Source organism: Maribacter sp. 2-571 (assembly GCF_050589625.1).
In the GTDB taxonomy this organism is placed as follows: Bacteria; Bacteroidota; Bacteroidia; order Flavobacteriales; family Flavobacteriaceae; genus Pelagihabitans.
In genome coordinates, this window is record NZ_JBNGOP010000027.1 from 14,314 (window position 1) to 28,257 (window position 13,944).

Annotated in this window: 13 protein-coding genes; 4 read left to right on the forward strand and 9 right to left on the reverse strand. The window is 44.8% G+C overall.

Going from position 1 to position 13,944, the window contains the following annotated elements; genetic code table 11:
• Positions 1–257 precede the first annotated feature (257 nt).
• Positions 258–857 carry a GTP cyclohydrolase I FolE gene (folE, locus tag ACRD7P_RS16675; protein WP_430908799.1) on the forward strand — a complete coding sequence of 200 codons (600 nt, stop codon included), beginning with the start codon at positions 258–260 and terminating at the stop codon, positions 855–857.
• A 499-nt stretch (positions 858–1,356) separates the two neighbouring features.
• On the opposite strand, the gene ACRD7P_RS16680 is transcribed toward folE, so the two are convergent.
• From ACRD7P_RS16680 to ACRD7P_RS16720, 9 genes are all read right to left on the reverse strand, one after another.
• Entirely contained in the window at positions 1,357–1,911 is a 555-nt protein-coding gene (locus ACRD7P_RS16680; RefSeq protein ID WP_430908800.1) for a type 1 periplasmic binding fold superfamily protein, read from the reverse strand.
• Between the two features lie 40 nt (positions 1,912–1,951).
• Positions 1,952–4,351 (reverse strand): TonB-dependent receptor, encoded by a 2,400-nt coding sequence (locus tag ACRD7P_RS16685; protein WP_430908802.1) that lies wholly within the window; start codon positions 4,349–4,351, stop codon positions 1,952–1,954.
• Between the two features lie 60 nt (positions 4,352–4,411).
• A complete protein-coding gene (locus ACRD7P_RS16690) occupies positions 4,412–4,714 on the reverse strand; it encodes a hypothetical protein (protein WP_430908803.1) in 303 nt (100 codons plus the stop codon).
• 207 nt (positions 4,715–4,921) lie between these two features.
• Positions 4,922–5,248, reverse strand: coding sequence for a DUF6787 family protein (locus tag ACRD7P_RS16695; RefSeq protein WP_430908804.1), 327 nt, complete (start codon positions 5,246–5,248; stop codon positions 4,922–4,924).
• Positions 5,249–5,272: 24 nt separating this feature from the next.
• On the reverse strand, positions 5,273–5,734 hold the full coding sequence (locus ACRD7P_RS16700) for a DUF6146 family protein (RefSeq protein WP_430908805.1): 462 nt from the start codon (positions 5,732–5,734) through the stop codon (positions 5,273–5,275).
• Positions 5,735–5,900: 166 nt separating this feature from the next.
• Positions 5,901–6,542 carry a DUF937 domain-containing protein gene (locus ACRD7P_RS16705; protein WP_430908807.1) on the reverse strand — a complete coding sequence of 214 codons (642 nt, stop codon included), beginning with the start codon at positions 6,540–6,542 and terminating at the stop codon, positions 5,901–5,903.
• A 78-nt stretch (positions 6,543–6,620) separates the two neighbouring features.
• Positions 6,621–7,571: a D-2-hydroxyacid dehydrogenase gene (locus ACRD7P_RS16710; protein WP_430908808.1), complete on the reverse strand. Its 951-nt coding sequence runs from the start codon at positions 7,569–7,571 to the stop codon at positions 6,621–6,623.
• A gap of 66 nt (positions 7,572–7,637) precedes the next feature.
• Positions 7,638–8,702 (reverse strand): 3-phosphoserine/phosphohydroxythreonine transaminase, encoded by a 1,065-nt coding sequence (serC, locus tag ACRD7P_RS16715; protein ID WP_430908809.1) that lies wholly within the window; start codon positions 8,700–8,702, stop codon positions 7,638–7,640.
• Between the two features lie 312 nt (positions 8,703–9,014).
• On the reverse strand, positions 9,015–10,076 hold the full coding sequence (locus ACRD7P_RS16720; RefSeq protein ID WP_430908810.1) for an acyl-CoA reductase: 1,062 nt from the start codon (positions 10,074–10,076) through the stop codon (positions 9,015–9,017).
• A gap of 153 nt (positions 10,077–10,229) precedes the next feature.
• Here ACRD7P_RS16720 and ACRD7P_RS16725 point away from each other — a divergent pair, with 153 nt between their 5' ends.
• From ACRD7P_RS16725 to ACRD7P_RS16735, 3 genes are all read left to right on the forward strand, one after another.
• The gene (locus ACRD7P_RS16725) at positions 10,230–10,583 is read left to right on the forward strand and encodes a 4Fe-4S dicluster domain-containing protein (RefSeq protein ID WP_430908811.1); all 354 of its coding nucleotides are present in this window, start codon (positions 10,230–10,232) and stop codon (positions 10,581–10,583) included.
• 200 nt (positions 10,584–10,783) lie between these two features.
• Positions 10,784–11,878, forward strand: a complete 1,095-nt coding sequence (gene ychF / locus ACRD7P_RS16730) for a redox-regulated ATPase YchF (protein ID WP_430908812.1) — start codon at positions 10,784–10,786, stop codon at positions 11,876–11,878.
• A 183-nt stretch (positions 11,879–12,061) separates the two neighbouring features.
• Positions 12,062–13,924 (forward strand): DNA topoisomerase IV subunit B, encoded by a 1,863-nt coding sequence (locus ACRD7P_RS16735; RefSeq protein ID WP_430908813.1) that lies wholly within the window; start codon positions 12,062–12,064, stop codon positions 13,922–13,924.
• Positions 13,925–13,944 lie beyond the last annotated feature (20 nt).

Genomic DNA, 13,944 nt, shown 5'->3' on the forward strand with positions numbered 1-13,944 from the left:
AAACAGGATGTTTTTTTGGTTTGGGCATGGTCCCTATGCTCCATTAAAACTCAAAACACTATGAAAGGGATGGTTTTGTGGCAGTTTCGGTCATTAATGAATGTTCCAAGGAATAGAACCGGCCAAGAGCATGGAAACACAATTTTACTGGCTTGTGACCACATCATAATAAAAGGTTAAATTTGCCGTGAAAAGTGGAAGATCAAACTTTTTGTTTAATCTTTACTTTAAATAGATAAACAAAATTAAAAACAACTATGTCCCCGTACCGAAATTTAGAAGAATACAATCTTGAAATTACCAATGATGTTAAAGACCGTTTTGCTGGAATCATTGATGAAATCGGTGAAGATGTTTCGCGGGAGGGGTTGCTAAAGACCCCGGAACGTGCGGCAAAGGCAATGCTTTTTTTAACGCAAGGGTACAAACAGGATGCCGTGGATATTCTTAAAGGGGCGATGTTCAAGGAAGAATATGACGATATGGTCATAATCAAGGATATTGAGCTGTATTCCCTATGTGAGCACCATATGCTCCCGTTTTTTGGGAAGGCCCACATCGCCTATATTCCAAACGGACATATTGTAGGGTTGAGCAAGATTCCAAGAGTGGTCGATGTTTTTGCAAGACGTTTGCAGGTACAAGAACGGCTGACCCATGATATTTTAGAGTGTATCAACGATACCTTGAAACCCAAGGGTGTAGCCGTAGTAATCGAGGCCTCTCATATGTGCATGATGATGCGCGGGGTGCAAAAACAAAATTCGGTAACCACCACTTCGGGATTTCGAGGACAATTTGAAAAAATAGAAACCAGAAACGAGTTCCTTAAACTTTTGGGTTCCAACCTTTCGTAACGCCGTTAGCTCGTATCGCGCGTTTTAAACCTATGGACCGTTCTTCTATGAAGTAGTAAGGAAGGGGCTATATTTGGTTTTGGCATCTTTATTGTACTATATATTGACATAAATAGTACGTTTTATGAGTAACACAAATTCAAACACTTATTCCTGGGCCTCTGTTTTGATGCCATTGGAACCTTATCCTTCGCACTACCGTTCATAGGTGATTTTGCAGACGTCATTTGGGCGCCGGTTGCCGGATGGTTAATGACCAGGATGTATAAAGGAAAAATGGGGCAGATAGCAGGTTTTGTAACCTTTATCGAAGAGATTGTTCCGGGATTGGACATCGTTCCCACCTTTACGATTATGTGGTGTTATACGTATTTATATAAGGGAGCCAAGCAAAAACCGATTGTCACAGCGGACAGATCCTAGTCTTTTTTTGACTCCCCTATAGCACATAAATCGCATTTTTAAAGCACTGTAATGCTTAATGTGTTTTTCGATATCGTTATTCGATACTTAGATCGAAACTTACCGCGATATCGGTTTCTCCTCCGGCATCGGCCAAGCTCCCGTCATTCGGTTTTTTTGGCTCATGTCGTAACGTAAATAAAACCGATCCTGAGCTCACTTCTCCCGTAGTAATGCTGAACGCTGTTCCCAAAGGGTTTTGGTCACTGTCGAAAGAGGTATATTCGGTGGTTACGTCCAAGCCTCCGGAAACGCCATAGAAAAATTGGTGTTCGTCAGCTTTTTCCGTTACTTCCAAAGTAATGTCCTCTGCGGGAGATTCCGTTTCGTTCAGTAACACAATTGTACCAGTGTAGGTTTCCCCTGGCGTGAGTGGCCCAGAAACATTGATTTCAGGAACGTTGGGGCCATCACCGTCCAAGTCTCGGGACTGAAGGGTAATAGCGGCACCTTCGGAAGGTGTTAAAGTGATTGTCATTGTGGTAATCACTTCTTGTTCCAGCACTTCTTCCGGGTCGTTATCATCGCTACTACAGCTTACTGCCATAAATGCCAAGGATGTCATAATTGCGTAAAAGGGTACTTTTTTCATAGGTGTTGTTTTAAAAGGGTTTATATTAGTAATTTAAAATTCAAATACTCCATATGAGCCGCAGTGCCCAATTTCTGCCAAGATCGTCGGCAAAAAAACGCAAGCGGTTCAGGTAATCTCTATAATTGGTATTCATCACATTTAATATACTAAGGCCTACGGTCAAATCCTTCTTTTTAAACAAGTCAAATCGCGTTTCCATATCCAGGTTCAAAAGATGGTAGGCGGGTGGGGGAGTGTTGATATCCAAAACCACATTTTCATTGCTTTGCGGCGAGAATACGTTGACATAGGACGGAAACTCATTTTGCCGAAACACATACTTGCTATCGAGCGCAACGCGGAGGTACTGCCATTCTGGATTTCGGTACACCAATCGATTTTGAATTTGGACCGGAGGCATATTAATGATCGGTCCATCCAAGGTCTCGTCCCTACCTTTAATAAAGGAAAATTGGTGCTCGCTCCGCCATTTGGGCAACCATTGTCGGTATACGGAAGCATCGACCCCTGCCATTACAACATCTGTTTGGCGATAGCTCCAGACCGGGAATGCGCCCCGTATGGTAAATTCGGCCCCTGTTGGCTCTATAAGTATAAAATCATTGATTTGATTGATGTAGGGCACCAGCGTGTAGCCCCAGTCGGCGACACTTTTCTCTAAGGAAATCCCTAGTTTATGGGAGGTTTCGCTTTTGATCCGTAAATCGCCCAGTTCAATGCGGGCGGCCGAATGGTGAAGCCCTTCACTGAAGAGTTCCGATGGGTTCGGTGCACGTTGCGAAAAAGCATAATTCACCCGAAGTTCGTTCTCGTTTCCGAGTTGATATCCCGCGCCAAGGGTGCCCGAAAAATTATGATAATCGAGTACCGGGTTGGTGAGTAGTTGAGACCCGAGATCTTCTATGATAATGTCTTCAAAGTCGCTATTGTACCCCTGTGCTTCCCAACGCGAAAGACGATAGAATTTTTTAGCGTCGATGCGGGTAAAGTCATACCGAAATCCCGCATCCAGTACCAGTGCATCCGAAAGGGTATACGAAGTAGTGCCAAAAAGGCCCATATCGTATTTTTCATAGTCGGGAATCAATCGGCGTACCCCGGTGGAGGGATCGGCAATATTCTGCTGATAGCGCCCCATTATTCCAAAGCGGCTTTCCCATTGCGAATTGGCGTCCGCTTTAAAATCGGCATTGAACGTATGGGTATTTAATTTTAGGTCAATGGCCGGAATGTTTCTTCTGTCTCCTCTTCTCAAATCGTATTCAAAGCGTTGGTTGCTCTGAAAATCGTATTGAAGCGTCAATTTCCCCAAGCCCTCAAAACGCCGATAATACTTTCCTTTTACCAAATGGTGGCTTACCTCTTGGCGGGGGTTGTCGATGGTATAACTGAAAGGGTCGATGACATTGGGTTGCCGACTGTTGATGGCGGTGATCAAATCGTCCACGTTTCCGATATGGGATGCCCTTAATATGGCGATGTCGGAATCGAAATAGGAATAGAACAATTCCCATCCTTCCCGAAAGGCATTTTTCCCGATTTGCAAGGACGTTCCTATTTGCGAAACGCCTGTATTCGATAAAAGATAATCGGGTGCTTCTAAATCGCCGAGACGTTTGTACGATCCCTGAACTTTAAAAAAGAGCCCATTATCAAAAGACTTTATCAATTCCAAAGAAGTTGTGCCGCCCCTACCGTTGGTGGCCCCGCTGGCCAAAAAAGTACCATACAGGCTGTCCTTTGCGAAAATCCTTTCCGGAGCGACCATGATGACGCCACCAATGGCATCCCCACCATACTGCAACGCGCCGGCGCCTTTTATCAGCGTTAGCCGATCGGCGGCATTGATATCGATATTTGGGGCATGTTCATCGCCCCATTCCATATCCTGCATGCGCACCCCGTTGTTCAGTATTAAAATTCTACTTCCGGTAAGCCCCTGTACGACCGGTTTTACTATGTTCGCTCCGGTGTTCAAGGAAGCTACCCCGCTAAGCTGTTTCAGTACGTCGCCCAAGTTGCTTCCGGCCATACGGTCCATAGTTTCCGTACGCACCGTTTTTTCAATGGAAGAGGCGGTTTGTTTTCTTTGGGTGTCCCCGGTGACCTGAACCTCTTCCAATTCTTCTAGATGATGTTCCAGCGATAATTTAAGCGGTTTTTTTTGATCCGCTGGCACGAACACAAACTTCGAGGTACACTCGGCATGGGAAATTTCCAGCTCCAGCGGTCCCGGACACAACATACCGATACGAAACGTACCGTTTGTATCGGTTGTAACATATCTGTCGGTGCCGGTTATTGATACCAGCGCTTCCGAAAGCGGGGTTTTATCGTGAAAATCAATGACCTCACCGCGAATACTATAATCGCATTCCTGCGCGAAAATAGGTGTCACCGACCATAGGGCCAGGAGGAACAAAAAAAAGGGTTTCATTCATGAAAAATTAGGATGACAAATCCGGAGTACCCAAAACAAGGACCCCTTTAGACGGAGTTATCCTAAAAACGGAGGAGGTCTTCCAAAAAGGGAAAAACGCGATAAGGGTGACTCACTTAAACTACGATAGCCATAGTTTACTGTAGTGACGATAGGAATATCCACAAATCGAAATTCATAAACGCTATCGCTTAGTTGATAGGGCTGCTGATTTTCCAAGGCAACATCACAAATGGCGCACTGTTCTATGGAAGTATCGCAATCCTCTGCATGCGTGTAAACATGCAAGGAAGTTACCTTTACCAGTAAAAGGGTAAGAAGTACAAATGAAATCTGTATGTAATAACGATTACGTTTCACGCGGCAAAAATAGCTATTCCGTTTTGCGGTCCATGTTAAATAAAACCCAATTTCATTTAGAACTCATCTTGAGTTGTTCTTTTACCTTCGAATTTCGCATTTTGCACCGTAATTTCACCATTTTCAGCTTCCGTAGCTATGGCTATGCAACCTTAAAAAGGCTTCATTACGACACAAAAGCCTTCATTCTCGGTTGTAAACAACAACTCAAGACGAGTTCTTAAATAGGAACCCAAGTCCCATTCGGGAAAGCATTTTTTTTTCAAAATTCCAAAAGAATTTGAACTGACCGAAAAGCCATCCATATATTACGAGCAGTACTTGATAAAAGGGGAATATCAACAAAATACGGAGTGTCCAATATAAAAATCCACCTAAAATACCATCGGGGAAGGCCGCTTTAGAAAGACCTATCCATTGCAGGAAAGGCTTGGCCACATATACGGAGGATGATCCGGTAATTGCAAAAACGATACAGATAACGATGATTTGAAAGTTGGAATCTATTCCCCAACGTTGCTTTAATTTTTCCATGGTTCGATTTCGCCTGCAAAGATATTAGATTCTTGGGGTAAAGGGCCCCAAACGTTGTCTATATTTTCGCTGAAAATAGATAAAGTAGTTGTACAGCTTAAAGTTGAGATCATAGCCATAGTCGATCCGGGAATCATAATCGATTTGCATTTGATACAACATCGGATCATAGCGTTGCGGCGATAAGGTCCGTTGGTTCCAGGCATTCACGTAAAATAGGTTGCGTCGCTCCAAGAAGGATTGAGAATAAAAGCCTTTTGGCCTAGCTACGCCCTGTAACCAAGTATTAAAACCGGGTTCGATTATAATGAGTTCATATTCGGTAGCGTCGCTGCTTAGCAGCACGGTGTCTTGTCGGCCGTCGCTTTGGGTGAAGGCGGTTTTTTCTTCCTCGGATATGTTCAAAGCGGTATTTTTGGTAGCGGAACACCCAGGAAATATAGCGACCAAAAGAAATACTAACGAAAAACCAAGGGCAATTTTCATATTAACGGAAGTTGTTTTGTTGTGATAAGGCCTTGTTTTCCTTCGCTTTTGCCTTTAACGATTAAAAAAATAAATAGGATGGTATTATACCCATTCTCCTTTTTTAAAGTACAAAAAAAAGCCGTTCCAAAAAAGAACGGCTTCCTATTTCAAAGTTAAAATGGTATTACTTTCCAAAAAGTCCGCCAAGAAGACTTCCAAGTCCACCGCCGCTACTTTTTCCGCTACCGAGTACCATACCTGCAACATCGTCCAAAACGCTACCATCGCCATCAGAATCCAGAAAGCTTTCGATTAGCGATTGTTGTTTAACAGCAGTGTCGCCACCACCCATTAAACCTCCGAGAAGGTCGCCGATACCGTTTGCGTTCGAAACGTTCTGTTGGCTTGCCTGCTTTCCTAAAAAGCCCATTAAAATGGGTGCCGCCACTTTTAGGATGGTACCGATCGAACCGGCGTCCAAACCTGATTTTTGGCTAAGTGCATTTTGTACCTGCGGTTGTTTTTCGCCAAGCACATGGCCCAGTATACCGGCACCGTCGTTCATTACGGAATCGTCTACACCACCTCCAAAAAGACCACTGAGGTTATCCATTATACTTCCGTCGTGTTTATTGGACAATGCGTTCATAAGTCCTTGCGCACCTTCAGGGGTCGATGCATTTCTTTTCATAGCGCCCATTAGCACGGGTAAGGCCATGGTCAAAACGCTTCCCGCCTTTTCGGGCGATTGTCCGGTTTGTCCCGCCACGCCGCTAATGAGTTGTTTTCCCATTGGGCTGTCCAATAAGTCTAATAATCCTGCCATAATAGTTTAGTGTTTATTAATTTAGGGTAAAGTACAAAAAAGAACAGTGGAAAAAAAGTGGTCTTAAAATTCTTGGAACTATCCCAATATCGTAATAATTTGAGAAGCAAGTTCCAGGCCGATCCGGTCCTGCGCCTCTTCTGTTGCCGCCCCGATATGTGGTGATAACGAAATGCTAGGATGCATCAAAATAGGGATTTCCGGTTTGGGCTCCGATTCGAAAACATCGAGTCCTGCAAAGCGAACGGTGCCGTCCGCTATGGCATCTATCAAAGCTACTTCATCCAGTACCCCACCTCTCGCGGCATTAACGATGCCAACGCCCTTTTTCATTTGAGCGAACTCCTTTTTCCCGATAACATATTCCTTTTGTGCCGGAACGTGGACGCTTATGAAATCCGATTGTTGCAAAAGCCTGTCCTTCTCCGTAGCCTTAAGCTTAAATTCCAGCTGCTGCCCATCAAAAAAGGGAACGGTAACGGTTACTTGCGCTAAAAACGGATCTGCATAAACTACCTTCATGCCTACCCCGAGCGCTATTCTGGCTGTAGCCTGGCCGATTCTGCCAAATCCGATGATCCCAAGGGTCTTTCCCCTTAGTTCGCTCCCTTTGGCGTAGGCTTTTTTAAGTGCTTTAAACTTCGAATCTCCCTCTAACGGCATAGCACGGTTGGCATCGTACAAAAATCGAACACCCCCATACAAATGGGCAAATACCAATTCAGCTACCGATTCCGAAGATGCCGCCGGGGTATTGATTACGGCAAGCCCTTTTTCTTTGGCATAGGCAACGTCAATGTTGTCCATTCCCACTCCGCCACGGCCAATAAGCTTGAGGTCGGGGCACGAATCGATGAGTTCTTTTCGAACCTGTGTGGCGCTGCGCACCAAAAGCCCAACAATGCCATTTTCTATAAGATAGGCCTGTAATTGTTCTTGGGCGACTTTTGTAAGGATTACCGTAAAACCCGCCGCCTCCAAGGCGTCGACACCGCTTTGGGAAATGCCGTCATTTGCTAATATTTTCATATTGTAGTTCTAAAAAGTAACCCAAAAAATGTTTCCGTTCATCAATAGGCACTGTTGTACGTTTGTTTAGGCTTTTCGTTCAATATCGCTCATCACATCTACCAAAATACCGACACTCTCCAAGGGGAGGGCATTGTACATGGATGCCCGATAGCCGCCCACGGAGCGATGTCCGTTCAGTCCATTGATACCCGCTTCTTTCAAAAGCTTATCGAACGTATCCTTTAAGCGTTCGTCGGCAATGGTAAAGGTGGCGTTCATGTTCGAACGGTCCTCTTTGTTGGCATACCCATTGAACATGGGATTGAGGTCAATTTCCGAATAAAGCAGTTGTGCCTTTTTCTCATTGGTTTCTTCGATGGCTGCTACACCTCCCAGATTTTTCAGCCATTCCAAGGTCAGCATTGAGGTATATACCGCAAAAACCGATGGGGTGTTGAACATGCTATCCTTTGAAATATGCACCTGATAATCCATCATGGATGGGATTTTGCGCGATACCTTGCCCAAAACGTCTTCTTTAATAACAACCAATGTGGCGCCCGCCGGTCCCATATTCTTTTGTGCCCCCGCATAAATGATGTCGAACATTGAAAAATCGAGCTCCCTAGAGAAAATATCGGAACTCATATCGCACACCAATGGGGCGTCGGTTTTCGGGAATTTTTTGATTTGGGTGCCAAAAATGGTGTTATTGGAGGTCAAATGGAGGTAATCGAGTCCCTCGGGAACTGCATACCCTTTTGGGATGTAATTGAAATTTTCGTCTTTTGAAGATCCCACTTCTACAACATCTCCGAACAGTTTGGCCTCTTTAATGGCCTTATCGCTCCAAGTTCCCGTATTCAGATATCCTGCCTTGTTTTCCAAAAGATTGTAGGCCACCATTAAAAACTCCATGCTGGCACCGCCCTGCAAAAAGAGCGCCTTGTAGCCTTTGTTTTCCAGCCCCAACAGTTCTAGCGCCAAAGCACGGGCATTTTCCATAACGGCGACAAAGTCGGGGCTCCTATGTGATATCTCGATAAGGGAAAGGCCAGACTCGTTAAAATCCATAACCGCTTGCGAAGCTTTTAAAAGTACTTCTTGGGGTAAAATGCAAGGTCCTGCGCTAAAATTGTGTTTTTTCATGTCGAACGATTGTTTATCCTATAAATTTATGTAATGAACTCGTTTAAACTTTTCTTTTCCCTACCAATACCATTTTACGCACTTGTTTTGCCGTTTTTAGAAACCATAGCCCGGTTATAAGCACTAAAGATGACTTCACAACGGCACAAAAGCCGGTTTTCTAGGTCCCAAACAACGTTGAAACAAGTTCAAAGAAAAACCGCGGTCGCCAAAAAAACCAATCATGTTGCGTCTTGCGCGGTGTTTCATTTTTTAAAGGCTAAAGATGCTAATTTTCTAAGGAAGTATTGCGGAAATCGGCCGCTAATTCTATTATATTTTCAACAGGAAATCAACAGTGTCCACACCATCTGCATAGTCGTCCAGCGAAGGTTTTTGGGTTTCGCCAAAACCGACCGACTCCATTGGAAAGCCGTCGGATACGATACATTGTAGTTGTTCCCTGTCTTGGGAAAGCCGGGTCTCCAAAGCTGCGGCGTTTTCATAATACTCATAAAACAGGCAGGCGATCGGTGAGGCATAGCCGGTATCTTCTTTCAACAACAGAAAACCATTGTCCTTTAAAAGGTATTCGGACATAAGGTATACTGCCTTGTTATAGTCGTAATTGTTCCCATATTTCAATTCGTTGACAATGGGGTGAAACGCATAGATCGCCTTAAAAAAGAGGTCAAAATCATAGGATTTTGGCACAAATAACTTGGATACACTTCTGCATCCCAAACCAAAATAGCGAAAAACATCCTGTCCGAGCCCTTTCAATTGCGCTGTACTTTCCTTACCGCTAAGTACGGCTACGGAATTCCGGTTTTTCCGGATAATATGGGGCACCTTGCCGAAGTAGTGCTCAAAGTACCGAGCGGTGTTATTGCTTCCCGTAGCGATAACCGCTTCGAAACCGTTGATGGTGCCTTCCTTAAACTCGATTTTGGATTCAAGTGAAGGTTCTACATGAATAAGGTAATCCGCTATAAAAGTGATCAGTGCGCTGTCATTCGAAGAAAGTTTGCAAAGGGCTTTGTTTCCTGTAAGTAAAATGCATAGGAAGTCGTGTAGGCCCACCAACGGAATATTTCCGGCCATGATCAAGGCCACGGTTTTGGGTGTCCCTAACGAGGTTGCGTTAACGTCATAAGCCTGCAGCCAAGTGGTCAGTTTTGTTTCGGTCAATAGGTCGCCCCAATTTTGAAGGGCAAAATGTACATTTTCCTCGGTAAACCATTTGTTTTGCTGTCGCGCCAAACGTATTCCATCGCGCAATCGCGATTTCCACTCCGATGTTTCCGCGGGATCGTTGCAAAAATCCCGTAAAAATGAACCAAGTGTTACAAATGCCTTAAATGTCGGTTGTTGGTCGATCATATACTTGTGCAAAAATGTTTTAGGGGTTACCTTTGTTCAAAAGTAAGGATTACGGCGCGATATTTTTAAGGTGAAGCGTAAGGTTGTCCTTGAACAGCGTACAAACTAAAAGATATTCGACAAGGGATGCCCGGGTTCGATATCGGTTTACAGAAAAAGACGATTATGGCTATTATCATAACAGACGAATGTATCAATTGTGGGGCTTGTGAACCCGAATGTCCGAACACGGCCATTTATGAGGGCGCCGACGAATGGCGTTACAGCGACGGAACGTCATTGGAAGGTTCGGTAGTGCTTCCGGACGGCAAAGCGGTCGATGCGGACGAGGTACAGGAGCCGATCAGCGATGAAATTTATTATATTTCCCCGGACAAGTGTACCGAATGCATGGGCTTTCATGAGGAGCCACAATGTGCAGCGGTATGCCCTGTTGATTGCTGTGTACCCGATGAAGATCGGGTAGAATCGGAAGAAACCCTCTTAGGGAAGCAAAAATTTATGCATCCGGAGGGGTAATCTTCATTTTAGCGATTGTTTTTGGTGATGAGCATTAGTTTGTTTTTATCCTCAGTTTACACTACCATGCTTTAACGTATTAAAAAACCTTTCAAAACGGCTCAATGCTATTTTTATGCGGCATTAGGGGTGTTGTTTCTTATCTTAGCATTTTTTTACACATAGTAGTTACACAACCATTCAATTTATAATACAATTCGATGAAAGCAGGTATCGTAGGATTGCCCAACGTAGGGAAATCCACATTGTTCAATTGTCTGTCCAATGCAAAGGCACAAAGTGCTAATTTTCCTTTTTGTACCATAGAACCCAACATTGGTGTCGTAAACGTGCCGGATGCGCGATTGCAAAAATTGGAAGGTCTTGTAAATCCGGAAAAGGTAATTCCTGCCACGGTCGAAATCGTAGATATTGCCGGATTGGTCAAAGGAGCCAGCAAAGGAGAGGGGTTGGGCAATCAATTTCTGGGAAACATTCGCGAAACCGATGCCATACTGCATGTACTCCGGTGTTTTGACAATGATAATATCGTACACGTCGATGGTTCCGTAGATCCTATTCGGGACAAAGAAACCATTGATATGGAACTGCAGTTGAAGGACTTGGAAACGGTAGAAAAAAAATTGGATAAGGTAAAGCGTGCGGCAAAAACCGGGAACAAGGACGCCCAAAAGGAAGAAACGGTATTGTTGCGGCTTAAAGAAGGGCTGGAATCCGGAACTTCGGTACGCGCCATTGCCATCGATGAAGATGCTCGGGCCGAATATGTGCGGCCTTTACAGTTCATCACCGACAAACCGGTAATGTATGTCTGCAATGTGGACGAGGGTGCCGCTGTTGATGGGAACGTCTATGTTGATACGGTAAAGAAGGCGGTTGCCGGCGAAAATGCCGAAGTGGTCGTGCTTGCCGTTGGTACGGAGGCCGATATTACGGAGCTGGACACCTACGAGGAACGACAGCTGTTTCTGGAAGACCTTGGCCTTTCGGAACCCGGTTCCGCAAAACTGATCCGAGGCGCATACGCACTGTTGCAACTGGAGACCTATTTTACCGCAGGGGAAAAGGAGGTGCGAGCGTGGACCATCCCCGTGGGTGCTACAGCTCCCCAGGCGGCAGGGGTAATCCATACCGATTTTGAAAAAGGGTTTATTCGTGCCGAGGTCATTTCGTATCACGATTACGAGAACTACGGTAGTGAAACCAAGGTGAAGGAGGCAGGTAAAATGCGCGTGGAGGGAAAAGACTATGTGGTGCAGGACGGTGATGTCATGCATTTTCGATTCAACGTATAGCGCTCCCTTTTTAAGAGATTCAAAAGCACAAAAAGCGGTATTTTAATCTTAAAATACGAGCCGTTGTGTAGCAACCGCTATCAACAATCTTTTTGCACGGTTTGTTAATTACTTTAACGTGAAGGGGTTTTATCTTTTTGAAAGCCATACTATCTTTAACGACACTTTCGAAAAACTCCTCGCATGTCAGAAAAGAACCAATATACCGAAGACAATATACGTTCGCTCGATTGGAAAGAGCACATACGTTTGCGTCCGGGTATGTATATCGGGAAACTTGGGGACGGTTCTTCGGCCGACGACGGCATCTACATCCTATTAAAAGAAGTAATCGATAACTGTATCGATGAATTTGTGATGGGGTCGGGAAAAACAATAGAGATCAGCATCAAGGACCAACGTGTAAAGGTGCGTGACTATGGTAGGGGAATTCCCTTGGGAAAAGTGGTCGATGTGGTCTCCAAAATGAATACGGGAGGGAAATACGACAGCCGGGCATTTAAAAAGTCCGTTGGACTTAACGGGGTCGGTACCAAAGCCGTTAACGCACTTTCCAGTTTTTTTGAAGTACAGTCTTCCCGCGAGAACAAAGTAAAAACGGCCCAATTTCAAAAAGGGGACCTGACCTTGGAAGAGGGCCCCATGGAAACGTCCAAGCGTAAAGGGACCAAAGTAACCTTTGTTCCCGACGAAGCCATTTTTAAAAAATTCAAGTACCGTAATGAATATGTGGAGCGTATGCTCTGGAACTATGTGTACCTGAATCCGGGGCTGACCATTGTTTTCAACGGGGAAAAGTTTTATTCCGAGAACGGATTGAAAGATCTGTTGGAGAACAACAACAATGTAGAGGATATGTTGTACCCGGTCATCCATTTAAAGGGGGACGACATCGAGGTGGCCATTACCCATAGTAAGACCCAGTATAGCGAGGAATACCATTCTTTTGTAAACGGGCAGCACACCACTCAGGGCGGTACGCATCAAGCCGCTTTTCGGGAGGCCATCGTAAAGACCGTCCGGGATTTTTACGGAAAAAGTTATGATGCCTCCGATATTCGCAAATCGATCATCAGTGCCGTTTCCATAAAGGTGATGGAGCCGGTTTTTGAGAGCCAGACCAAAACCAAACTGGGCTCTACGGAAATGGGCGGTAATTTCCCCACGGTGCGCAGTTATATCAACGATTTTGTCGGGAAGTATCTGGACAATTACCTTCACAAGAATCCGGAAACCGCCGAAAAGTTACAGCGCAAGATCATGATGGCCGAAAAGGAGCGTAAAGAACTTTCCGGAATACGAAAGTTGGCCAGGGACCGCGCCAAAAAATCCAACCTGCACAACAAGAAATTACGGGATTGTCGCGTGCATTTGGGCGATATGAAAAAAGACAATAGGTTGGACAGCACCTTATTTATAACGGAAGGGGATTCGGCTTCCGGATCCATTACCAAATCGAGGGACGTAAATACCCAAGCGGTATTCAGTTTGCGGGGAAAACCGTTGAACTCCTACGGAATGTCCAAAAAAATCGTTTACGAGAACGAGGAGTTCAATTTGTTGCAAGCGGCATTGAATATTGAAGAGTCTTTGGAAGATCTTCGGTACAATAACATTGTAATCGCCACTGATGCCGACGTCGACGGGATGCATATCCGCTTGTTGCTGATCACCTTTTTTCTACAGTTTTTTCCCGAAGTCATCAAAGAAGGCCACCTGTACATTTTACAGACCCCCTTGTTTCGGGTCCGTAACAAAAAAGAGACCATCTATTGCTATAGTGATGAAGAACGCCGTAACGCCATCCAAAAGCTAAAGGGCAAGCCGGAAATTACCCGTTTTAAGGGACTAGGGGAAATTTCTCCCGATGAGTTTCAGCATTTTATCGGGGACGATATCCGTTTGGAGCCCGTGATGCTCGACAAGGCGATGTCCATTGAGGAGCTGTTACGGTTTTATATGGGCAAAAACACCCCGAGCAGACAGGAATTTATCATCGAAAACCTTAAAGTAGAAATAGACCTAGTCGAAGAAAACCAATACTAACCAAACTAATACGGACTTTT

Excerpts from the sequence above, each read along its gene's own strand:
- ACRD7P_RS16700 (WP_430908805.1), bottom strand. The coding sequence starts at position 5,734 with ATGAAAATTGCCCTTGGTTTTTCGTTAGTATTTCTTTTGGTCGCTATA.
- serC (WP_430908809.1), bottom strand. The coding sequence starts at position 8,702 with ATGAAAAAACACAATTTTAGCGCAGGACCTTGCATTTTACCCCAAGAA.
- ychF (WP_430908812.1), top strand. The coding sequence starts at position 10,784 with ATGAAAGCAGGTATCGTAGGATTGCCCAACGTAGGGAAATCCACATTG.
- folE (WP_430908799.1), top strand. The coding sequence starts at position 258 with ATGTCCCCGTACCGAAATTTAGAAGAATACAATCTTGAAATTACCAAT.
- ACRD7P_RS16685 (WP_430908802.1), bottom strand. The coding sequence starts at position 4,351 with ATGAAACCCTTTTTTTTGTTCCTCCTGGCCCTATGGTCGGTGACACCT.
- ACRD7P_RS16725 (WP_430908811.1), top strand. The coding sequence starts at position 10,230 with ATGGCTATTATCATAACAGACGAATGTATCAATTGTGGGGCTTGTGAA.
- ACRD7P_RS16710 (WP_430908808.1), bottom strand. The coding sequence starts at position 7,571 with ATGAAAATATTAGCAAATGACGGCATTTCCCAAAGCGGTGTCGACGCC.
- ACRD7P_RS16680 (WP_430908800.1), bottom strand. The coding sequence starts at position 1,911 with ATGAAAAAAGTACCCTTTTACGCAATTATGACATCCTTGGCATTTATG.
- ACRD7P_RS16735 (WP_430908813.1), top strand. The coding sequence starts at position 12,062 with ATGTCAGAAAAGAACCAATATACCGAAGACAATATACGTTCGCTCGAT.
- ACRD7P_RS16705 (WP_430908807.1), bottom strand. The coding sequence starts at position 6,542 with ATGGCAGGATTATTAGACTTATTGGACAGCCCAATGGGAAAACAACTC.
- ACRD7P_RS16695 (WP_430908804.1), bottom strand. The coding sequence starts at position 5,248 with ATGGAAAAATTAAAGCAACGTTGGGGAATAGATTCCAACTTTCAAATC.